This window comes from Halalkalibaculum roseum, from assembly GCF_011059145.1.
Taxonomy (GTDB): domain Bacteria; phylum Bacteroidota; class Rhodothermia; order Balneolales; family Balneolaceae; genus Halalkalibaculum; species Halalkalibaculum roseum.
The window spans coordinates 847052-869910 of the sequence record NZ_JAALLT010000002.1 but is presented as its reverse complement, the minus strand read 5'-3'; the positions used below and the strand labels follow the sequence as shown (position 1 = coordinate 869910).

The window sequence follows — 22859 nt, the reverse complement described above, 5'->3', positions numbered from 1 at the left end:
CAACCATGGCACATGCACTTTCAATAATGAATGGCAAGTCTTATAGAGATAATGAAGGTGCGAGAAATTGTGGTAAGGTGACCGCCATCAGGGGTAGCGTAGTTGACGTCCGGTTTGAGGAAAGGCTGCCGGAGTTGCAGTCTCGGCTGGTGGTTGATTGTGATAAAAAGGTAATTATTGAGGTGACAGCCCATCTGGACGATCAAACCGTACGGGGGCTGGCACTCAACTCCACTCGCGGTATCAGACGGGGATTACGTGTGTTTGATGATGACACCACGGTTAAAGTACCTGTGGGTGAGGATCTACTTGGGCGCATTTTTAATCTTTTCGGTGATGCTATTGACGAGAAAGGAGCTGTTAGCGGTGAGGACAGCCGCTCCATGTTTCACTCTTCAGCCTCATTGACCCTACAACATTCGGAGCAGGGTATTCAGCCAACCGGAATCAAAGCGATTGACCTGCTTTCTCCCATAGAAAGAGGAGGAAAAGCCGGACTGTTCGGTGGGGCAGGAGTAGGCAAGACTGTACTCATCATGGAGTTAATCAGGAACATGGTATCACAGCATGAGGGAGTTAGCCTGTTTTGCGGGATAGGAGAGCGAAACCGTGAAGCTGTTGAAATGTATAAAGAGATCAAGGCTGCCGGGGTACTGGATCACACTATAATGGTATTCGGTCAGATGAATGAACCGCCGGGAGCACGTTTTCGGGTGGCCCAATCGGCATTGACCATGGCGGAGTACTTTCGTGATCAAAAACGCAGAGATGTCCTTCTGTTGATTGACAATATTTTTCGCTTTGTGCAGGCAGGCTCTGAGGTATCCGGCCTGATGGGAAAGATTAACTCCCGAATGGGTTATCAGCCTACACTTGGAAGTGAAATGGCAGAAATACAGGAGCGTATCTGCAGCACACAAAATGCAGCCATTACCTCAATACAGGCTGTTTATGTACCTGCGGACGACTTTACCGACCCGGCAGTGACACACACTTTTTCCCATCTCTCCTCATTCATTGTTCTTTCGAGAGAACGGGCCAGTCAAGGGCTTTATCCAGCTATTGACCTGTTGAAGTCTGGTTCAAAAATGCTTGCTCCACACATCACAGGCAAACGGCATTACCGGATAGCCCAAAAGGTAAAACAGATTCTGTCGCAATACGAAGAGCTTAAAGATATCATATCCATGCTTGGCATGGAAGAACTTTCAAAAGAGGACCAACAAACAGTACAGAGAGCACGCAGGCTTGAGCGCTTTTTTACGCAACCCTTTGGGGTGACACGGCAGTTTACCGGAAAGGAAGGCAAAGCCGTGGCAATTGAAGAGACTATCGACGGCTGTGAGCGAATTATCAAGGGCGAGTTTGACGAGATATCGGAAAGAAAGCTGTATATGATTGGCAGTATTGACGAGGTGCATTCTGATGAGCAATAGCATGATACATCTGAAAATAATGACGCCGGAGCAGATTATAGCAGACCGGCAGGTAGACAAAATCATTGCTGACGGTCAGAACGGGTTCTTCTGTCTAAAGCCGCGTCATGTTGATTTCACCTCGGCTCTAAGGGCCGGCATCTTTTATTATTACATAGGTGAGGAAGAGTTTTTTACCGCTATCGACAGCGGTATTCTGGTCAAATGCGGTAAGGAAGTACTGGTTTCAGCACTCAACGCGATTTCAGGAAAGGATCTGAAAGAGTTGGAAGAGTTGGTGAAGCAGAAATTCGTAGAAGTCGAAGAGACAGAACAGGCTTCCGTTATGGCTTTACGAAATCTTGAAGCTGAGCTGGTGCAGCATTTTGTGGATCTGGAAAAAAACAGGGAAAGACATTATTGAAAAGTGAAAAAGAACATAGCGAAAAAGAATTTCAAAAAAGCGTCAGGAAAAAATCCCGTCGCAAGATTGAGGTTCGCAGCGAAGACCGTAAAGGGTTGCTCTACGGACTGGGTATGTTCGGATTAGTGGGGTGGTCGGTTGCAATTCCCACAATCTTGCTGCTAGGACTCGGAATATGGATAGACAGCGCCTACGACAGTCCGTACTCATGGACCCTGATGATGCTGGTTCTGGGCATTATGATAGGATGCTGGAATGCCTGGTACTGGGTTCAGCATGAGAGCCAAAGTCAAAAAAAACATAACCATTGAGGAATACCATGGACTGGATAATCATACTTTTTGCATTGCTAAGCGGTGCGTTGACCGGATTTATCTATTTCGGCGGGCTCTGGCTTACAGTGAATAAAATAGCTCAATATAAGTTGTCATATACGCTGCTCCTGTTAAGTTTCGCCGTCAGGGCAGCTTTTGTATTGCTGGTATTTTATGCCATGGTGATCTACCACTGGGCGTATCTTGCTATTGCTCTGATCTCATTCCTGGCCATGCGGCAGCTGCTGCTATCAAAGCTGGGAAAGGTAGACCATTCAAGTATTTACACTTAAAAAAAGACGGATGGAATTCAATATTGATGATATTATTTATTGGCAGGAAGGTTTCCTGAAAGTGAATGCAACCCTTCTAAATACCTGGTTGGTAATGCTGTTGCTTATCGTTTTTTCCTGGGTTGTTACTAGGAAGTTGACATCCGGACTGAATATCAGGCGAGGACAGGCTTTGCTCGAATCATTTGTGGTGCTGGTGTTGGATCAAATCCGCGAAGAAACACATGAAGAAGCCGATAAGTACCTGCCATTTATCGGTACACTTTTCCTGTTCATTGTAGTTTCAAATATCATCGGTGTAATACCTGCCATAGAATCACCTACGGCATCACTTTCTACGGCTGTAGCTCTGGCCATCTGTGTATTTATCGCGGTGCCGGTCTTCGGTATTTCAAACCGGGGATTTTCCGGATATCTGAAGCATTACATTCAGCCCACGCCGTTTATGCTACCGTTTAACATTATCGGGGAACTTTCCCGAACACTCGCACTGGCTATCAGACTGTTTGGCAATATAATGAGCGGCAGTCTTATCATAGCCATTTTATTAAGCCTGAGTCCGCTTTTTTTTCCGGTTGTCATGCAAGCTTTCGGTCTGTTGATTGGGGTCATTCAGGCTTATGTCTTTGCCATTTTGGCTTTGGTATATATCGCCTCGGCAACACGAGTTCAAAACCTTAAACAGTTGGAAAAACAGGAAGGATAATAGGTATGCATAGAGAGTGGAATCAATTGAACATTATAACTTAACCATACTAAAATGGATACTATTAGCATAATTGGAATGGTTTCAATCATCATGGCAGGTCTCACGATAGCCGTCGGATCCATTGCCCCTGCCCTTGGAGAGGGTCGAGCATTATCGCAGGCGCTTAATGCTATAGCCCAACAGCCCGATGAAACACCCAGTATCACCCGGACACTCTTTGTGGGTTTGGCCATGGTAGAATCAACGGCGATCTACTGTTTCGTAGTTGCTTTAATCATAATCTTTGCGAATCCATTTTGGGATTACGTAACAGGACTATAAAGTCATATGAATATAGACTGGTTCACATTAACGGCCCAGATTGTCAACTTTCTTATTCTGCTGTTCCTGCTTAGAAAATTTCTCTACGGACCTCTTAGAGATGTCATGGAGAAAAGAGAGCAAAAAGTAACATCTCGCTTGGAAGAGGCACAGCAAAAACTGGGAGAAGCAGAAACTAAACGAGAAACCTACCAACAAAAACTGGATGAGCTGGAGCATAAAAAGGAACAGATGATTAGCGAAGCAAAGGCAGAGGCTGATGAGAAACGTAAAGAGCTGGAACATGAGGCTCGCAAGCAAGTGGAGACTATGCAAAAAAACTGGGAGGAGTCTATTGAGCTGGAAAAAGAATCATTTTTCAATGAGCTGCATCAACAGGCTACTTATAACGCCATAGACTTGCTTCGCAAACTGGTCAATAGCCTTGCCAGCAGAAGTCTCGAAGAGGTGACCATCCAAAAATTTATTGAGCTATTGAAGAGGATGGATAAAAAAGAACGAAAGCGGGCGCTACAGTCGGCCCTGGATTTTGGTGAGGGAAAAATGAAGGTTGTCAGCTCTTTTGAGTTGCCGGAAGAGACAAAAAATGAGATAAAAAATGTGCTGAAGGAGGTATTTTCCGCGGAGTTGAATTGTGAATTCGAGATCTCTTCACGACTGGGATTCGGAATTGAGATGCGAGCCGAAGGGTGGAAAATAGGATGGAATGCCAATATTTACCTCGAAGATCTCACCGAAAACCTGGAACACCTGTTTCAGACCGGGAAAAAGGAAAAAGAGCACCAGACTATAAAACAAGGATTATGATTTGAGGCGTCCCTGTGAAATACCAAAAATCTGCTATAGCGATTGTTGATGATGTATTTGAGGCCATAAACGAAGCATGGCAAGAGGATCCGGGGCTGATTGTACGGGAAACAGGAAGAGTACTTTCTGTAGGAGAGGGTATCGCTCGTGTCGACGGCCTACCGAACGTTTTGACGGATGAACTTGTGCGATTCTCTAGCGGGTCACTGGGACTTACCTATAATCTGGACCCAAAAGAGATCGGTGTTATTCTTCTGGATGATGAACATACTATCGAAGCCGGAGAAGAAGTGTTTCGAACCGAACGTGTTCTTGAAGTGCCAGTGGGTGATTCGCTGCTTGGCAGAGTCGTTGATTCTCTTGGTCGTGCTTCCGACGGCAAAGGCAATATTCGGCATTTTGATTATTATCCGGTAGAGCGACCGGCGCCTACTATTATGAGTCGAATATCCGTGGACACACCGCTGCAAACCGGTATCGTAACTATTGATGCCCTGCTGCCTATCGGACGCGGGCAGCGTGAACTAATACTCGGGGACCGGCAAACCGGAAAAACGGCCATTGCTCTAGACAGTATCATCAACCAAAAAGATTCCGGAGTCATCTGTATTTACTGTGCCATAGGCAAGCAACGTGCTGAGGTGAACCGTGTGATTGCAGATCTGCAGAAATATGGTTCTATGGAGCATAGTATAGTAATGTCTGCCAGCAGCAGCGTTCCGGTTGGACTGCAGTACATAGCGCCTTATGCTGCAACCAGTATGGGTGAATACTTCATGGAAAAAGGAAGGGATGTACTGATTGTGTATGATGATTTGACCTGGCATGCCCGGGCATACCGGGAGTTGGCTCTTTTATTGCGCAGGCCGCCGGGGCGGGAAGCCTATCCCGGAGATATTTTTCATATCCACGCCCGACTGCTTGAGCGATCCACGCACTTAAAGAAAGAATTGGGAGGGGGCAGCCTCACGGCACTACCAATCATTGAAACACAGGCCCAGGATATTTCAGCCTTTATTCCCACAAACCTGATATCTATTACAGACGGTCAGATTTATCTTTCACCATCTTTATTTCGAAAAGACGTGCTGCCAGCTATCGATGTGGGTAAATCCGTGTCACGTGTGGGAGGCGCTGCCCAGCTGCCTGCCTACCGGATGGTTACGGGAGAATTGAGGCTGGCCTATTCCCAGTTTGAAGAATTGGAAGCATTCTCCAGGTTCAGCTCACGTCTTGATGAAGATACCAGGGAACAGATTCAAAGAGGCCGGAGAATCAGGGAAGTTCTCAAACAGGACCAATTCAATACCCTGGAGGTATTCGAACAGATCGGGCTGCTTGTTGCGGTAACGGAGGGATTGTTTGACAGGCTGGAACTACAGCAAGTTTCATCTGCGTGTGAAGTTATTCGCGAATATATGTCGCAAGAAATGGAACCGATCAGAATTAAAATCAGTGAGGGAAAGCAATTGAGCGAAGACGAGCAGCGAGAGTTGACGGAAAGCCTCAAAAATGTGCTGCAGCAAAACTTTCCCATTGAAAAATCTGAGGAGGTTACAGAAGATGCAGACCGTTGAACACTATAAAAGGAAAATAAGAAATGCTAAGGATCTACAATCCATCGTAAACACGATGAAAGTTCTGGCATCGGTTAGTATACGGCAGTTTGAAAAGGCATCAGAATCACTCGGAGAATATTACCGTACTGTTGAAATGGGTCTTCAAATTGTATTGGGGCGAACTCTTTTGGAAGAGATGCCTTATGTGAGATCAGGGAAAGAAAGCAGTTACATAGTGATTGCTGTCGGCTCGGGACAAGGGCTTTGCGGTTCATTCGATGAACGTATTATGGGCTTTATTGAACAGCAATTGCATGATGAAAATAATTCCGACTCCCGCTTCCTGGTTATGGGAGAAAGGTTGGCCTCGCAATTGGAACAGAGAGAGAATGTGGAAAAAGTGTTCAGTCTGCCGGGTTCGGTATCGGGTCTAAATCGTTTTGCCTTGCAATTGCTGGCATCTGTAGAGGAGTTACGAGAGAAACACGAAGCGGGGAAAGTGCTGATCATCCACAATAAACCGGTTGCGCGTGGCAGATATCAGCCCAGACTGCAATACCTGCTTCCGCTGGACAGGTACTGGCTAAACCGGCTTGCAAATAAAGAATGGCCTACCAATAATATACCTCAGTTTTCTATGGAGCCTACTGAATTGTTTTCCGAGCTGGTTCGCCAATATCTCCTGGTTTCTCTCTACAGAGCAATGGCTGAGTCATTGGCAGCTGAACATACCGGAAGGCTGAATTCCATGACAGTGGCGGAGCAGAAAATTGAGGAACGCCTACAGGAACTTAACAAACGTTATGCCGGTGAACGCCACAAGGCAATTACTGAGGAATTGTTGGATATTCAGTCAGGTTATAGGGCGGTGGCGGAGTAGCATTCATAAGTTAAAATTTCTACTTCCCCACTACAGCATCAAAAAAACAATAATAAGACCGGGAATAACGGATGCGACCAGCACTAAAAGTAATCGAAGACCTGTTCGCATACCGGCCACAAAGGAGAATAGGAGCCCCTTTACGATGGTATTCATAGCCGAGGCCAGTACGATTCCCGTTATGGCAACATCTTCACCAAGATCATTTTCCGCCATCCGTGAAAGGGAAAGGGTAATAGCATCCACATCAATTAATCCGGATACAAGAGATAATACATAGATACCCTGGTCTCCGAACCACTCTTTAGCAGCCGAGGAGAGCAATAGTATAAGTCCCAGCAAGAGTCCGAACTGCAGGGCGGTGGGGAGGTTAAAGGGGTTCTTTAGCTCAATCTCGGTACCGGTGTCTGAACCTGTGTGACGAAACCAGAGCCAGCTGCCGCCGGCTATCAGACAGACGAACATAACGGCTATGGGAATCCAGAGACGGTCTAGCAGGATCCTGTTTACAATAGCCACTTCTATGAATACCCGAATAAACATGATGGAAGATGCTACAACTACGCCACCCATGAATAGCGTTTTATTTTTATGCTGTTTGGCCAGCTGTGCCATACTGAGCGTGACAGCCGTTGAAGAAGCCAGTCCACCGGTAATGGCTGTTAGGAGAGTTCCAATTTTGTCACCTGCATATTTTATTGCGAAATAGCCGACAAATGATATTCCACTGATTAGAACCACCATCCACCATATCCAGTAGGGATTTAATGATTGCCAGGGACCGTAGCCTTTATCGGGTAAGAGCGGCAGCAATACCAGAGAGATAAGCAACAGTTTGATGCCGGAGTAGATCTCTTCGGTGCGAAGATTGCTGACCCATCTGTGCAAAATCGGTTTGATACCCAACAGGGCCACAACGATAGCAGTAGTAGAAAAGGCATAGATATAATACCCGAAGGCTGCCCATGCACCCAGTGAGAAGGTAAGCATCATGGCAAACTCTGTTGTTATCCCGACATCTTCGGTCTCACGTGTCCCGATGATGTGAGAAGTGACAATCAGTGCAACTACTGCGAGGAAGGCTACAACAAGTACCCATGCTTCCACAATCTCCGATAGCTGGGCCCAAACACCGCCCAATAAGCCAATCAGACTGAAAGTACGTAACCCGGCAACCCGGTCACCCTCATCTTCTTTACGTTCGCTCCAGCCGCGCTCTATACCAATCAACAAACCAACGGCTAGCGAGGCGAGTATCTGTAAGAGTACTTGGTAATCCAGGTTAGCCATCTCTTTATATTGATTCCGTTACAATTGAAAGCATCCTTAAGATGAAACTCTGTTAGGTTGATGACATAATGTAAAAATTTAATCACTTGAAAGAACAGCACTTCTATTTTTCACTGTTCGATAGGTGGTGCAGCCTTTAAGTTTCATATCATAGGCTTCTTTATAGATATTTTTAAACGATGAGTAGGAATAGCTTTCTGGCACATGTATAGTTTTTGAAATGGAGTTATCGACATGTCGTTGGAGAACGGCCTGCATTTTCAGGTGTTGTAAAGGGCTCAACTCCCTGGCCCGAACAAAAGCGTCGGGCAAATTATTGGCACTGCCATACTTTTCAACCCAGAGGCGATAGGCAAAATCCCTGACTCGGTAGTGGGAGACCGAACCATTTGGATTGAGCACATTGCGTGAATATTCGTAATCAAAAATCGGTTCAAGTCCGCTGGATACATTACCTGCCAGCAAACTGATACTCCCTGTAGGAGCAATAGAAAGCAGGTGGCTGTTCCGAATTCCGTATTTTTTAATACCCTGTTGGATAGAAGCCGGAAGCTGCTTAATAAAGGGACGTTTTAGGTACGCTTGTGCTTTGAAATCCGGAAAGCTTCCACGGGTCTTGGCAAGCTCTATGGACGAACGGTAGGCCTCGTGACTGATTTCCCTCATAATGTTTTCAGCCATTTCCCGTCCCTGATTCGATCCATAGTCTTTGTTCATCATGATCAGTGCATCAGCCAGACCGGTAATACCAACCCCAATTCGTCTTGAGCGATAAATTCGGATCTTCTGTTTCTCAAGGGGGAAATTAGAGATACTGATCACATTGTCGAGCATTCTGACGGCCAGCCTTGCTGTTTCTTTCACGCCTTCCATATCAATGGCAGCTTCTTTTGTAAACGGGCGTTTGATGAACTGAGTAAGGTTAATAGAACCCAGGTTGCATGCGCCGTAAGGGGGCAAGGGTACTTCTCCACAGGGATTGGTGCAAAAGATATCTTCCGTGTACTTCAGGTTATTTAACGCATTAATACGATCGATAAAAAGAACACCCGGTTCGGCGCAGTTATAATTGGCTTTCATTATTTCTGCCCAGAGTTTTTTGGCTTTCAATTTTCCAAAAACCCTGCATGGGACTTTTCCTTTAAATCCCGGCCATTTTCTGTAAACGGAATCCGTGTTTTGTATAGCGTCTTTATCTACTTGACCGCTTATTTCTTTCTCCGGGAAAACCAGCAGCCATTCTTCATCTTTGTTGACGGCATTTACAAAATCTTCGGTAATCAGTACCGAAAGATTGAAGTTGGTTAGAATGCCAGGCTCTTTTTTGACATCGATGAAGGACTGAATATCCGGATGATCGCAGCGCAACGTACCCATCATGGCGCCTCTTCTGGCACCGGTCGACAACATGGTATCGCACATGGCATCCCAGATCTTCATAAAAGAGACCGGACCGGATGAAATATTATTGGTACTCCTCGCCAGGCTTCCTTTGGGACGCAGCGTAGAAAAGTCACAACCGATCCCGCCACCCCACTGAAGTGTAAGAGCCCCTTCTTTAACATGATCGAATATGGAGCTGATGGAGTCATCAATAACCCCCATAACAAAACAGTTGAATAGGGTAACATTCCTTTCTGTGCCGGCACCGGCTATGATGCGCCCGCCCGGCAAAAATTTGAAGTTGCTGAGGGTTTCAAAGAATGCCTCTTCCCAGTCCACAGAATTTTGACATTCAGCTTTGGCCATTGCTGAAGCCACTCGCCTCCACGTATCCTCAATTGTTTTATCCTTTATCGATCCATTAATACTATAACGGTATTTATTCTCCCAGATATGGCGGGAAAGCTCTGTTTCTAGGTGTGCAATCTGATTTTCCACGGTAGTTTTCACTTATTTTTAATGGAATATCTGTTTTTTCGAGGGCTTAGCACAGCTGTCAAAGGAATAAAAGAATTGTAGGAAAATCTCTTACAGTGATCCTAAAGATTTTGTAGGTGTTTTAAGGGTATGGCACTACAACCTGTCTCAGATGACTTTATTAAGATTGGATTGTTATTGTCGGTTTCGTTTAGAATGAGTTGGGTCAACAATAAAGAGGTATATGATTGAATCGGCAGTTATTTGTCCTCAGAAATTACAGATGCTTCGCCGATATACTGGTGAATACAGGGTTAGCCGGTTAATCTTTTGTTATAACACAAAGGGCCAAAATGTTTAATGATATTACCGATACCCAGGTGTTGCTTAAGTTTGGATTGATCCTGCTTTTGGGATTCCTGGTTGGAATAGAGCGTGGCTGGAGTTTTAAAAAGAAAAAAGAGGGACAACGAACTGCCGGGATAAGAACCTTTACTTTAATTGCCCTTTCAGGCGGTTTATGGGGGTTACTACACAATGAGGTAGGTGATTTACTGCTGGGTATTGCATTCTTGGGATTTATTCTGATTGTTATGACAGGATATTACCAGCATGCCCGTAAAACCGGTAAATTGGGTCTTACCACTGAAATGGCAGCATTTCTTACTTTTTCATTGGGTATTGCTGTAATTAAGGGATACATCGTACTTCCTGTCAGTATTACCATTTTGATGGTGCTTCTGTTGAGTATCAAACCGGAATTGCACAAGTGGGTAAAAACCATCGAGCCAAGTGAGCTCTACTCAGGTATTGTATTTTTAATCATATCGGCCATTCTATTACCACTTTTGCCCAATCGCGGATTCGGTCCCTGGAAGGTTTGGAATCCTTTTGAACTCTGGGCTATGGTCGTGCTGATAGCAGGCATCTCATATGCGGGATATTTTTCCATGAAATATCTTGGCAGGAAAAAAGGACTGCTATTCACCTCTTTTACCGGTTCTCTGGTTTCTTCATTAGCCGTTACGGTGACCCTGGGTCGTTACGGTGAAAAAACCAAATCTACGGATATCCTGACTACCGGTATACTTATTGCGACATTTACGGCCCTTGGGAGAGTGCTTTTACTTGTGCTTTTGTTTAATCATCAGATATTTCCAATCGTAGCTCCATCGGTTGCCGCAATGGCAATTACCTCACTAATAGCTGCAGTTTGGCTGCAATTGAACAGTGAAGGTAAAACATCATCCGACCGTTTCACACTGAAAAATCCTTTGCAACTGAGTACCGCAATACAATTCGGTATTCTGCTGGCTGTGGTGATGTTTCTTTCTGAATTGAGCACTAAGTGGTTCGGTGAGCCGGGGATCTACGGCTTATCTATACTATCGGGGATGGTGGATATTGACTCTATTACCTTAACCTTATTGGATATGTCAGAAGAGAACCTGCCCGGGGAAATCGCAGCCTACGGATTGATATTAGCCACTATCACCAATACACTGGTGAAAGCAGGCATTTTCACCTATTTCATCGGTTATAAGAGGGCTAAAAAACTATTGGTTATTTGCCTGATCATTGCGCTCTCTTCCTTGCCGGGATTTTTAATCTGAATGGTTAGTATTCACAGAAATCATTGAGTCCTGCTAGCAAATAACATTAAGATGGCTAAGCTATCAGTTCATATCCTTTTTTCCGGGCATAATCCAGTAGCTGTTCTTTGAGTAGCAAACGTCCGCGGTGCAGACGAGATCGCACGGTGCCAATTGGCAGATCCAGCATGTTGGATATCTCTTCATAGGTAAAATCCTCAATATCACAGAGCACAACGACAGAGCGGTACTTTTCTTTGAGATTGGCCAGAGCATAAGAGATGTCATCATTCAACAGATCACGATAGATCATATCTTCGAGATCGGTAGTGTCTGTCCGCTGATCTCTTATAATTTCAAAAAAGGAGGATACTTCGTCATAATCTACAAAACCTGGCAGGTTAGACTTTCTGCGATAGTCATTGATATATGAGTTATTCAAAATACGAAACAGCCAGGATTTGGCATTAGTGCCCATCTCGTAGGAATCAAAGAACCGATATGCCTTCACAATTGTATCCTGTACCAAATCTTTGGCATCATTCGGGTCTGAGGTTAACTGCAAGGCAAAGTTATACAATGCATCCAGGTGAGGGTTCATTTCCTCGTTAAATCTCCTCTGCTTATCACTGTACTTATGAGCTATGTCATTCATCAGCTTGTTGTTTTTGCACTATTTACAGTAATGATGATTCTGACAGTAAGTAATAGATTTAAAGTTCATATAATCACGGGTAAACTATTGATCTGGTGTAATATAAAATCCCACATCATACCGCTATTGGTTGAGGGTGAGGCTGTTATTTATTCAACAGTTAGAGTTGTGCTGGCTAGTACCACCGATGAATTATCCGACATGGAGTCATAGTATTGAACAAAACTGTTGGTCTCCGGAGTGTCATAGGTATCCAGATTTTGTGCCCATCGATAGGCAATGGGTTGGTATATCAGCTCGGCAGTTACTGTATGCGAGCTGAAAGGCTCTTCTACCGGAATTCGGTAGGTTACAGTGTCCATGCCACCAATGAAGTCTCCATCTTTGTAAGCTGAACCCTGTACAGCGATATCTTCATCGGCCGTGGCTTTATCAAATCCACGTGGCAGAATACGGTTGTCTTTAATAAATCGAATGCCGGTTAACAGACCTGTGGTGACTTCATCATGCTGATCTGCCAGTATGGCTTCATAGATCTGGACCTGCTCTTCATTGGTAATATCGGCATAGTGCGGTTCATAGGCATTTGCCTCCCGATCATTATCGTTACCTGTTATGGAGCCGTCAGTATTCACGGCTCCTGATTCAAATACGGTGTTACCGTTTGCATCCTGTACCTTAAAGTGTATCCAGACTCTACGGGAGGGATAGGCAGTTGGGAGTTTGTGACCGGCCAAATTCTGTACAGCCAGGGCAACCAAAAGTTCACTCTCATTGATTTCCGCTTTCTCAATAAAGACCCTCGAAGATTTGGTTTGTAGATGATTGATGGTACGGTTTATTGCGGCATCCATCTCCTGGGGCAGGGCCAGCACTCCCAGTTCATCGCGATAGCGGTTTAACATACTCAACATAAAGAAATTTCCGCCTCTGAAAGAGTGTCTGGACAATTCAGCCCTTGGTTGTCCCCAGACCGAAGAAATCGGCATGCTATCTTTAACTACCGGCATATGGCAGGATTGACAGCTCTGCTCATCTACGAAACTGCTGTTCTTCCATTCCAGGTAGGGAACCTGTTCGGGCAGTTCACCGATCACTTCTCCATCAGGCCCGAGCGTATGGGTATATAGGGTGTGGCAGGTAGCGCATAATTCAGACTGCTGAATATGTTTTGACTGTGCTTGTCTAAATCCGGAGGACGAGTGCATGATCGTGGAACGCCCTACATCTACAGGGTAAGGTCCGTAAATTTTTCGCTCACCCATCGGGGTCAGTTTATCAATTCCGAAATTTCCTACAAAGCTTTCTTTTTCTCCAAAGTTTTCACCGGTGATCTGATGGCAGGTGGTGCAGGAGACCCCGTCAATAGCAAGCATGTTTTGCTGCGTGACCGCCTGGTTGGCAGGTAGGTTTGCAAAAACTTTTGCCATTTCACCATTGCTACTTACCTGATAATGCGCCATAGGCATATGACAGGTGGAGCATTCGTTTTCAATGAGAGCCTGTGATTCCGGGTGATCGGTCACCTCGCGTCGCACAGCGGCATGCCAGTAAGGGTCACGTGCAGAATTGGCCATCATGGAGGTGCGCCAGTCAATGCCAAAGGAAACATTCTCACCGGAGGGGGTAACAAGATTATTATGACAGCTCATGCATTTACCTGCCGACTGAAACAGTAACTGACGTGCCTGATTGAGGTTCATACCGTGAACTGTTTTAACCGGCAGAGGATCCGACATATTCAGGTTAAGAGTCAATCCCAGCAGTAGAACTGCTAAAGGTAAAACGGTAATGATGATCAGGTTCTTTTTCATAGTTTTATGCCTAAATTGAATCCTCGGTTATGATCTGTTTATTGAATTACCAACCTTCTAGCAGTCCCCCGTCAAACCAATCCCATAATAAATAGACCATCAGTCTCGTATCTCTTGATGGGTCATCGGCAGGGATGCGTACCCCGAAATTGAGCATAATATTTTGACGTCTGTTCAGGGTTACTTGCATTTGAGGAGCAATATCCCAATGGTTCACTGCTCCTGATTCCAGCTCTCTAGAACCTAAAAACTCAATCATCGGAGACCAGGTTGTACCCCATGGATTCGGATTGATGCGTTTACCCAATGCTGCCCTCCAAAAGGCCTCGTCACCTGCTTTATCGCGCAAGAGGGGATATTCAATGCCGGTCTGAACGTGAAGGAAGCCACCCATGGGCAGGATCTGTCCAAAAGAAGCAAATGGTTCCAGGATAGTGGTGCCGCTGCCAAAGCCGATACTTTCATCACCCGTAGGCAGGATCACTTCACCGGTAATACTGAAGATACTTCCGCTATTTATATTATGATAAAGGGTTCGTTTGACACCTATCGCCATATCTCCGAGATGTCCGCCGGTCCAGTTTCCATTCTGTTGCTCGCTGTAACCGAAAGGAAATACGATTTCAATTTGATTACGCGCTCCGAAACGGCGTTCGTAAACGATTTCATTAGTTACTGCACCTTCATTTTCTACATCAAATATGCTAGTAAGAACGGCTTCGTCTTCGGGGTAGGCTTTCTCAGTTACCAGGGGTCGTGGAAGATTCAGTTCACCCCGTGGCCAGTCTTTATCAGTACAAAAAGTGCGAATATGATTCATGATTTTTTGCAGATCTTCCCGGGAAAGGGCGTCACCAAAAGCCGGCATTTCTCTGGAAAAGCCTCGTGTAGGTCCGCCTTGATGCGCTATGGAAATCCAGTCACCATCCGGTTCACGAGTGGCAAATGAGCAGTCGGTGAAATCCGGCGGTGCGGTCTGCAAAGAAAGCTGGTTGACTGAAGCTCCTTTACCGTCAGCCCCATGGCAATTGGCGCAGGCCTGCATGTACAATTCTTTGCCGGTGACAGGAGGGATCAAATATTGAAAACCTTTTTCACTGACGTACACCGCACTGCCATACTTCGACTCTGTAACGACATTGAGGCTTTTATTTGCCGCAGTTACCGCAAAGAGAGTAAGCAATACGGCGATCGAAAATAGCCCCCTGTATGCATAATGTTCATTCTTCATATTCACAGATCGTGATTTTTAAAATGTTGTTAAGAAACAGTTAAGCGATAAAAATGGCGAACTACCCAAAAGGAAAACCCTAACTTTGTGTAAGGATTTTTCCCATAAAAGGTTTGGTCATATGAGGATAGTTAATCGATATCGAAGAACACGAAATCGAGGTTCCTGAGGAAGAGTAGGGAAACTGAAAAACTGAAGAGTATTGTCACATTCTTGGAAACTACCGGGAGGGAAAAAAGTATAAACGGTGCTCTTTCTATTTCACTTTCCGTATGAAAGTACCTTTCTCAATCCAGCTTAAAGCCTGCTCATCATTGAGATTTTTAAAATTCCTGTAGGCCTGAGAGACTGCGTGGTAAGAATCGGGTATTTCGAGGATAATCACCTCATCTGCCTTAGCTTCTATCGTTTCTAACACCCTTGACCCGGAAACCGGTGCGGCTACAATAATTTTTCCGGCTTGTTGTTTTTTACACAGTTCGATGGCAACCAAAACGGTGGAACCTGTAGCTATGCCATCATCAATTAGTATTACGGTTCTGTCTTTGAGAGGAGGAAGCGGTTCTCCTTTGCGGTAAACTTGAATGCGCCGCTTGATCTCTTTTTCCTCCTTTTTAATAACTTTTTCAATCATCTTTTTCGTGAGTACTTCCCTTACCATAGGGTTCAGGTACAGGCTCTTGTCTTCGGCAAGTGCTCCGAAAGCCGATTCCGGATGGGTTGGCAATCCCAGTTTCCTGGTAATAACAACTGAGAATTCAGCTTCGAGCTGACGGGCCACTATCACGCCCGGCACGATTCCTCCCCTGGGGATCGCCAGGATTACCGGATGCTCTTTTTTGTATTCTTTTAAAGCCTCTGCCAGTTGTAAACCGGCTTGGGTCCTGTTGTCAAACATGACTTGTATCGCTCAAATTGCGGGTTCACTACCAAAACGCAATTATCTCTAATCAAGTATAGTATCTATCTTATCAATAATTTTTTTAGCAGCTTCCCTGGATGTTTCACCGCTTTCTGTGACAGTTCGTCCGTCACTGTTTTTGACGGTTACACTTACACCGCCCCATTTCTTCTTACTCTGTTTCAGCTTGAACCCACGGTATCCTTCTTTTTCAAGCATCGATATGCGTTCGTGCAGGATGTTATCTCTTCCTTCTTCTTCCTGTGCCATACCTATCGGGTTAATTAATAATTGATATTGCTATTACACCTTGTTTGTAAATAATCATCTATTTTAAAAGTAATAATAATAGAACCCGTATATATTTTGTAGTGCAATGACTTACAAAGCAGTTGAAAAGGTTTAAAGTATTTGAACTTGTAGAAAGGTACTGCTTACCCTGTTGTTTTGACCTCTCTTATGCTGTTAAAGATGTAGAGGGTACAAATCATGGCAATAATTCCGAAGGATGGGATAATGAGAATGGCAGGCATAGTGTTCTGACCTTCTGATCCCATAATAATAATTTTAGCGGTCAGCGCAATCATTAGTAAAGAGAGAAATACATAGTAGACAGGAGTCAACAAATAGCCGAAGGGATTCTTGTTTATAAAGAGTACACCTGCGATGATGCCCAGAGGGAGTAGCAGTGCCAGGTCCAGGCCCTGAACAATGAGTGTGGTGTAATGTTCTACCTGCGGTGGTATAATTTCACCGCTGATCAGCGGCGGTATGACAACTCCAAGCCACATCAGGGAAATGGCAATACACTGGAAAATTAAAAACCCACCGGTCGACTTTACCGGCGTTTCTTCACTGAACCTTTCTGGTAGTTCGCGCGGTTCAAAAGATAGCATCGTAAGTGCAAACGCAAAGAATGACATCGACAGCAGGGCCACATAGACCAGGAATAAAGCATTGTACATGCCCATCACAAGGTAAAAAAGGTAGGTGACCAGAAAATATCCAAGTATGCCTGATAGAAAATACCGCCCTTTTAACGAGCCCTTTCGTGCCCAAATAAGAGCAATGAAAAGTAAGGGGATTGCCAGGTATAGAGTTACGTAATCCTGGGCGATGCCTTGAGGGGCTACTTCCTTAGACATATGCCGATACAACCCTTTACCGTAAATGATGACCGTTTCTCCGCGCACCGATTCAATGCTATGCGGCCCGGGTCCACCTTCTGAATAGATACCTGTATACGAAGCCAGGGCAGCAAGAACGGCAATCAAAATTGAAAGCTGGGTTACAGCAAAGGCATGTTTCATAGAATACTCTTTTTCGGCACTTTGTTGACATGATATACAAATTGAGCACGCATCAAGGGGAGGGGAAACCGTACTATCTTTGTAGGGAATAAACTTAGATTTGATTGTAGGCTGGATACTCTAGGTTAGAAGTTGGAAGTTGGAATACAAATAAATAGGCTGCCTTCTGCCTTCTGCCTTCTGCCTTCTGCCTTCTGCCTTCTGCCTTCTGCCTTCTGCCTCAAAAACCTATATGAAATTAATAGGAATTCCCCTACAATAGATCTTCAATCTGGTATGTATCATGTATGCCAACTAACCTGATTATTAAACTGATAGGGAGTTATTTATGAAGAATATATTAATAATTTTAGCATTTGCTCTCACATTAGCCGGCTGCACAAGTTCCGGAGCATTTATATCCTTTAACCAGACCAATGTGGAGCTTGGTGAGGGCAATTATTCACTGACTGCAACCGGGGTAGAGGGTCAGTCGGAAGCAGCTTATATCCTGGGATTGAGCTATTCAAACGGAGTGACAGCCAATACCTTGGCCCTGGCCAGGGTAAGCGGATCAGAAAAACTATATGCCGATGCGCTGGATGATCTGTGGCAAACCTACGAAAGTAACCACGGTGCCATAACCGATAAAAAACTGGCGCTTACAAATGTCCGCTATGATTCCGATATCATTAACCTGATCCTGTATACCAAAGTAACACTTACCGTAAGGGCAGATATCGTAGAGTTTCGGTAATTTCAAATAATCTCAGTAGGTCCCTTGATGCATCTATCGAGGGACTTACACATCAATGTCAGGCTGCTGGTTGCGCCATACTATTTGCCAGTGTTCGTTATGAAGATTAAGGACTAAGATTTCAACTCCTCCTTCGTCATAATTGGTGGTTTCTACCTTATATTTAATTCGAAAAGTGTAGAGTACTATAGCAGTATTTTCAAAGACATCTATTCGTAAGTCCTTGATGCGAAAATCAGACACATCCGCTTCTTCAATGAATTCTTGGTAGCTGTCAACCATGGCTTCTCTTCCTACTATTTTCTTTTGGGTGCCGGGCTGAATCATCACTACCTGCTTATGAAAATACCGGCTCAAGTTTTCAGTTCGATCATTCAGCCAGTCATCATTCATGCGATCGATAAACTGCTCAATATCCCTTATATGGTTATTCATGGCTTCAAATGTTGAGTTATACAGGCAAACAGTAATTAGCCTTTGTCTAATACTGCCTTCCGTGTGGTTACTGAAACGTGTAGGCTAATGCTACTGGATAATTATTTGGCCCGGAAGAAGGGTCTGCAAGGTTTAGGAATTAGGGAATTTCCTTACACAGGTATTATGTCGGTAACTAGGCTGACCTATTTTTTCCATTCCTGATCTACATAAATAACCTCTTGGTTGATAGCGGTGACTTAATTGGCAGCAGCCTGCAGGGAATCTATAACTGTTTTCGGAATTTCTATCGACCAGATACCTCGCAGATCACCTATTGAAAAGCCTGTGGCCTGATCTTCAGTATACAGCTTATTGATAAGTGCAAGATTCTGTTCTGATATATCGGTACCCGGTTGTCCATGACAGTTCAGGCAGAGACCGTTGTTGATCTTAATAGGGGCGTGATAGATATAAGTATTCTTTGAGCGGTAGGTTATGGGCTCGGGCTCCTCGTTCTGCTCAATACGTGCCATGAATTCTCTTATGCTTTTCATCTCCAGGGAATCAGCCCTATTCCGGGGATTTCGTGGCCGGTGTGAGGAGCGGCGTATCTCTATACCGGTATATTGCGACAAGGAGTCTGTCAATGGGATGGCTTTCACATTGCAGAATTCCAGGGCATAGGCAACGCCTCCTTCACTCATCGCCTGTTTCAGGTTACTGCTAAGCGTATTGAATGCCTGACCGGTAATTTCCGACCCCTTCTGTTTCACGGCCGGCAGATCTTTTCTTGCGAGAGTTTCCGTGCCGGTTTCACCGTTTGGATGACCACATCCAAACAAAAGCAGAAAGAAGAGTATGAAACAATTTCGCATAGTTTTAAACTTTATTCAGGATGTATTATTTACATAATGGGCAACGATGCGAATTAAAATACGCTCATTACTGATATTTCTGTGGTACAATTTACTACACTTGGTTATTTCAACTACCCGGAAAATGAACCAGTTAATACATATTATGGGTTCAAGACTCAAACAGGATACGAAGATCAAAAGCTGATTTATCCTCAAGAATCGGTTTTCTGTTTACTGTCATGATTCTCGCTGATTTCCCGAAAGAAATAGCCCATCAGCTTCACATAATCGTTTAGGGTAATGATTCCTACCAGCTTTGAATCTGTAACTACCGGCAGGCATCCCAGTTCATTTCTGTCCATAATTGAAAAGGCTTCGCGGGTACGGGTATCCGGGGAGACGTGCCTGATATTTGTATTCATGACTTCACCGGCCGTCAGGGTTTTGAACTCCTCATTCGACTTTGTACCGGCGATTTTGAGTATTTGATCAGCATTGAGCATCCCGATAAGTTTCCCGTTTTCGTCTTCAACCGGAATATGATGAATATCACTCCAGAGCATAATATTTTTCGCGAGTGCAACAAGATCGTCTTCCTGCAGGGTGATTAGATCTTTTGACATCAGCTGTTTCACATAGCGGAATCGGTTTCGCCACCCGCCGCCTTCCTCACGCCGCAGCTCCGACCATGTATGCACCGGATTACCGTTCTTTTGCCTTCGATAAATACCTTCCGTAAGGGTAACCGAAGCCTCTTCGGGTGAAACATTTTTTATGAGCTGGTTGTAGGAATCCATCATCCAGTGGGATCCCGTCTTCCCCTTTTTTACCCGATCTTTGATAATACCCAGGTACTTCTCAATATCCTGTTCGTTAATCTCTGCTTTTTGGAGACCGTTTTCGGCAATAGGAATCATTTCATCCAGTATGAGGTCCTGCGCGGTTACCAGGTGATCATCGAGCCAGGTGAATTGGGATTGCAAGCCCAGCTTAGCTGCCGAGAAAAAATTATTACGAACATCAGCAAAATGCATTTTCTGGTGGATATTCCGGTACCGATCGGGTATACCGTGCATAAGACCGGTCCAGAAAGCGGCATTGGCTGCCTCATCCACAATGGTTGGACCCGAAGGAAGATACCTGTTCTCAATTCGAAGGTGTGGTACACCGTCGGTAATGCCATAGCATAAGCGATTCCACTTATATACCGTACCGTTGTGGGTATTGAGGGCTTTTAAAGCTGGGATTTCTCCGTTTTTTAATACCTCCGGTGCATCTTCGGTGGTTTCGATAGGTAATAACACGGAGTGCCTGCTTACGATATCCTGGAATATATGCAGGGCCGATTCCTTTTCCCACTCTTTTCCAAAGGTAACACGTTCCTGTTCTTCGCGATAGGGACTAAGGGATTTTCGGGTATCAGCCGATTGCTGAAAAAGGGCTATACGTGTTTCCTTCCAAAGTCGCTTACCCATGAACAAGGGAGAATTAGTAGCTGCTGCTAAAACTGGGGCTGATACGGCATGAGCCCAATTATATAACATAGGTGCGTGTTCAGGCACAAGCTGGTAATGAATCTGGAAGCTGGTATTACACGATTCAAACAACACATTATCGTGACTGTCAATAAGTTCATCTATTCCGGATATATGGAATTTGAAATCGGACGCCCTGGCTGCCAATATTGCATCATTCAAACGCTTATAACGTTCTTTCGGGGAGATGTTTTCAAGCTCAATATCCCTCTTGGATATCGTAGGCAGAATGCCGGTGAGAATAATTTTAGCGCCCAATGAATGGGCTGTTTTATTTGCCTTGGTAAGCTTGCTGACGAGATTATTTTCAAGTTGTGATAGAGCGTCTTTCTGAAATTCCAGAGGATCAAGGTTTAATTCCAGGTTGAAACGGGCGAGCTCAGTTGTAAAATGATCATCATTGAGATGTTCCAGCATGTCCATGGCTTTCATGGCAGGGCGTAGGGAATATTTGATGAGGCAGAACTCCTGCTCAGCACCTATACGGGTGACATTTTTCTCAAAAAGATCCTTATCCAGCATTTCCTCCAATGCATCAAGATCCTTTAACAGGTGATCGGTAAATTGCTGCTTTAACCTAGTTTCTTCTGTCATCACAAATCCCTCTTACCAATTTTTTAAAGAATTTCACCTCTCTAAAAACCAATTAAAGAATAAAGTAAATAAGATGCGACCGGACGTAACGGAATTAAGAATCAGTTACCCCCGATGCATTTTGGAATGCCTGACCCGGTCACCGGTACTGGCATTAGTCTCTATCGTTCGCTGGTTGTTAAAGAATTTAACGTTGAAGAGCCTTTCTTCTGGTAGTGAGCCATTCTGTCTATACAGATTAACAAAGCAAAATGTACTTCAGTCTTCTCAGGGAATCTCCTACAGTATCAATGTCAGATTAATTGTATCTATCATAGAGATCTAACAAACAGGAGGTGTTATGATTGAAATAAGTGCAACTGCTATTTATTGGTTTATCACTTTGGGACTGGTAATTGGATTGACCGTTGGGGTCATAATGGGCAAGGAGGGTACCGGTGTACCCGTGAATATTATATGGGGTGTGGCAGCAGCTATATTAACAGGCGTAATAGGAATTAAGCTGAATTTCGGTGACGGGCTGCTCTTTTCAATGGCCGGCACCCTGGCAGTTCTGTTTTTGGTTAACGCATTTCACCAGCACCATGCCGAAGATATCTACGGCCATACCGACAGGGATATCCTTATAAAAAATCGTGAATAATAGCACATCAACGATTCCATTGGCTGGTATGAAAGTAATATTTGAGGTTAATTTTCCAATGACTATCTGAATCATAATAAGAGTTTATAAAGGCTTTAAAGTACTGGTAGCCAATAGTTAAAGCTTATCAGTTTAAGTAAATATTGTATCAGTTCATCCCATTAGGTTTAAGCATGTAATATATTCTCTCTCATGAGTTGTAGGTCTGACCTGTCCCAAAGTATTTGCTGTATTCCACATTATAAACCCGGAAGAGATAATCAATAACTCAAATGAGGAATAACATGGCCGTTAGAAAAATTGAAAAAAATGAGTGGCAAAGCTACTTCGACACCTTTTCAAAATTATTCCTGAAAGATGAACAGCCTGAATATATGGGTATTCAAATCCTTTCCGGTGAGTTCGGTTCCCAACCGGAGACATCATGGCTAGTCATGGAAGGTATCACCTATGATCCTAAAGGAAATTTACTGGATGTGAAGGTTGAAGACCTCAATCGCATGATTCTGAATCCCGTCGAGATTTATGTGGATGAGGACGAGGGAGGATGGATTAACAGTATGGAGATTATTGAAAAGGATGGTACTAAAGATATCATAGAGATCAGGTAACACCTCGATATCGGTTGAGCCGGTGGCGGCATATAAACCGGTTCAAAGTGCTTCAGCTGATCAAACATTAAGGGTATAGTCAAAACAAGGT

Annotated in this window: 24 protein-coding genes; 13 read left to right on the top strand and 11 right to left on the bottom strand. The window is 44.4% G+C overall.

Annotated features, from left to right (window positions below):
* Positions 1-5 precede the first annotated feature (5 nt).
* From atpD to G3570_RS08010, 9 genes are read left to right on the top strand one after another with little or no spacing between them, the layout of a single operon-like run.
* Positions 6-1436, top strand: coding sequence for a F0F1 ATP synthase subunit beta (atpD, locus tag G3570_RS08050; protein ID WP_282958226.1), 1431 nt, complete (start codon positions 6-8; stop codon positions 1434-1436).
* Position 1437: 1 nt separating this feature from the next.
* Positions 1438-1839, top strand: coding sequence for a F0F1 ATP synthase subunit epsilon (locus tag G3570_RS08045; RefSeq protein ID WP_165141033.1), 402 nt, complete (start codon positions 1438-1440; stop codon positions 1837-1839).
* Positions 1836-2150, top strand: coding sequence for an AtpZ/AtpI family protein (locus G3570_RS08040; RefSeq protein WP_165141031.1), 315 nt, complete (start codon positions 1836-1838; stop codon positions 2148-2150). The genes G3570_RS08045 and G3570_RS08040 overlap by 4 nt, the downstream gene beginning before the upstream one ends.
* A gap of 8 nt (positions 2151-2158) precedes the next feature.
* A complete protein-coding gene (locus G3570_RS08035) occupies positions 2159-2446 on the top strand; it encodes an N-ATPase subunit AtpR (protein WP_165141029.1) in 288 nt (95 codons plus the stop codon).
* Between the two features lie 10 nt (positions 2447-2456).
* Entirely contained in the window at positions 2457-3152 is a 696-nt protein-coding gene (locus G3570_RS08030; RefSeq protein WP_165141027.1) for a F0F1 ATP synthase subunit A, read from the top strand.
* Positions 3153-3206: 54 nt separating this feature from the next.
* Positions 3207-3476 (top strand): F0F1 ATP synthase subunit C, encoded by a 270-nt coding sequence (locus G3570_RS08025; RefSeq protein WP_165141025.1) that lies wholly within the window; start codon positions 3207-3209, stop codon positions 3474-3476.
* Between the two features lie 6 nt (positions 3477-3482).
* Positions 3483-4283 (top strand): F0F1 ATP synthase subunit B, encoded by an 801-nt coding sequence (gene atpF, locus G3570_RS08020; RefSeq protein ID WP_165141023.1) that lies wholly within the window; start codon positions 3483-3485, stop codon positions 4281-4283.
* Positions 4284-4297: 14 nt separating this feature from the next.
* Positions 4298-5860, top strand: coding sequence for an alternate F1F0 ATPase, F1 subunit alpha (locus G3570_RS08015; protein ID WP_165141021.1), 1563 nt, complete (start codon positions 4298-4300; stop codon positions 5858-5860).
* Positions 5847-6722, top strand: a complete 876-nt coding sequence (locus G3570_RS08010) for a F0F1 ATP synthase subunit gamma (RefSeq protein WP_165141019.1) — start codon at positions 5847-5849, stop codon at positions 6720-6722. The genes G3570_RS08015 and G3570_RS08010 overlap by 14 nt, the downstream gene beginning before the upstream one ends.
* 30 nt (positions 6723-6752) lie before the next feature.
* On the opposite strand, the gene G3570_RS08005 is transcribed toward G3570_RS08010, so the two are convergent.
* Positions 6753-8012, bottom strand: a complete 1260-nt coding sequence (locus tag G3570_RS08005) for an MgtC/SapB family protein (RefSeq protein ID WP_249066800.1) — start codon at positions 8010-8012, stop codon at positions 6753-6755.
* A 78-nt stretch (positions 8013-8090) separates the two neighbouring features.
* The gene (locus G3570_RS08000) at positions 8091-9893 is read right to left on the bottom strand and encodes an adenosylcobalamin-dependent ribonucleoside-diphosphate reductase (protein WP_165141017.1); all 1803 of its coding nucleotides are present in this window, start codon (positions 9891-9893) and stop codon (positions 8091-8093) included.
* Positions 9894-10225: 332 nt separating this feature from the next.
* On the opposite strand from G3570_RS08000, the gene G3570_RS07995 reads away from it, so the two are divergent.
* Complete coding sequence (locus tag G3570_RS07995; protein WP_165141015.1) at positions 10226-11485, top strand: MgtC/SapB family protein; 1260 nt, start codon at positions 10226-10228, stop codon at positions 11483-11485.
* Between the two features lie 55 nt (positions 11486-11540).
* Here G3570_RS07995 and G3570_RS07990 read toward each other — a convergent pair whose 3' ends face one another.
* The 6 genes from G3570_RS07990 to G3570_RS07965 all read right to left on the bottom strand — a co-directional run bounded on the left by G3570_RS07990 (position 11541) and on the right by G3570_RS07965 (position 17375).
* Entirely contained in the window at positions 11541-12119 is a 579-nt protein-coding gene (locus G3570_RS07990) for a sigma-70 family RNA polymerase sigma factor (protein ID WP_165141013.1), read from the bottom strand.
* Between the two features lie 149 nt (positions 12120-12268).
* Positions 12269-13933 carry a hypothetical protein gene (locus tag G3570_RS07985; protein WP_165141011.1) on the bottom strand — a complete coding sequence of 555 codons (1665 nt, stop codon included), beginning with the start codon at positions 13931-13933 and terminating at the stop codon, positions 12269-12271.
* 46 nt (positions 13934-13979) lie between these two features.
* Entirely contained in the window at positions 13980-15164 is a 1185-nt protein-coding gene (locus G3570_RS07980) for a c-type cytochrome (protein ID WP_165141009.1), read from the bottom strand.
* Between the two features lie 256 nt (positions 15165-15420).
* The gene (locus G3570_RS07975) at positions 15421-16062 is read right to left on the bottom strand and encodes a phosphoribosyltransferase (RefSeq protein WP_165141007.1); all 642 of its coding nucleotides are present in this window, start codon (positions 16060-16062) and stop codon (positions 15421-15423) included.
* A gap of 48 nt (positions 16063-16110) precedes the next feature.
* Entirely contained in the window at positions 16111-16335 is a 225-nt protein-coding gene (locus tag G3570_RS07970; protein WP_165141005.1) for a hypothetical protein, read from the bottom strand.
* 164 nt (positions 16336-16499) lie between these two features.
* Complete coding sequence (locus G3570_RS07965; protein WP_165141003.1) at positions 16500-17375, bottom strand: hypothetical protein; 876 nt, start codon at positions 17373-17375, stop codon at positions 16500-16502.
* Between the two features lie 328 nt (positions 17376-17703).
* Between G3570_RS07965 and G3570_RS07960 the strand changes: the two genes are divergently transcribed.
* Positions 17704-18111, top strand: a complete 408-nt coding sequence (locus tag G3570_RS07960) for a DUF6567 family protein (protein WP_165141001.1) — start codon at positions 17704-17706, stop codon at positions 18109-18111.
* Between the two features lie 45 nt (positions 18112-18156).
* On the opposite strand, the gene G3570_RS07955 is transcribed toward G3570_RS07960, so the two are convergent.
* From G3570_RS07955 to G3570_RS07945, 3 genes are all read right to left on the bottom strand, one after another.
* Positions 18157-18546 carry a nuclear transport factor 2 family protein gene (locus G3570_RS07955; RefSeq protein WP_165140999.1) on the bottom strand — a complete coding sequence of 130 codons (390 nt, stop codon included), beginning with the start codon at positions 18544-18546 and terminating at the stop codon, positions 18157-18159.
* Positions 18547-18785: 239 nt separating this feature from the next.
* On the bottom strand, positions 18786-19403 hold the full coding sequence (locus G3570_RS07950) for a Tll0287-like domain-containing protein (RefSeq protein WP_165140997.1): 618 nt from the start codon (positions 19401-19403) through the stop codon (positions 18786-18788).
* A 194-nt stretch (positions 19404-19597) separates the two neighbouring features.
* The gene (locus tag G3570_RS07945; protein ID WP_165140995.1) at positions 19598-21514 is read right to left on the bottom strand and encodes a CBS domain-containing protein; all 1917 of its coding nucleotides are present in this window, start codon (positions 21512-21514) and stop codon (positions 19598-19600) included.
* Positions 21515-21854: 340 nt separating this feature from the next.
* Between G3570_RS07945 and G3570_RS07940 the strand changes: the two genes are divergently transcribed.
* Together G3570_RS07940 and G3570_RS07935 are read left to right on the top strand one after the other, a co-directional pair.
* Entirely contained in the window at positions 21855-22157 is a 303-nt protein-coding gene (locus G3570_RS07940; protein WP_165140993.1) for a GlsB/YeaQ/YmgE family stress response membrane protein, read from the top strand.
* 284 nt (positions 22158-22441) lie between these two features.
* Positions 22442-22768 (top strand): DUF5335 family protein, encoded by a 327-nt coding sequence (locus G3570_RS07935; RefSeq protein WP_165140991.1) that lies wholly within the window; start codon positions 22442-22444, stop codon positions 22766-22768.
* The last annotated feature ends 91 nt before the right edge of the window (positions 22769-22859 follow it).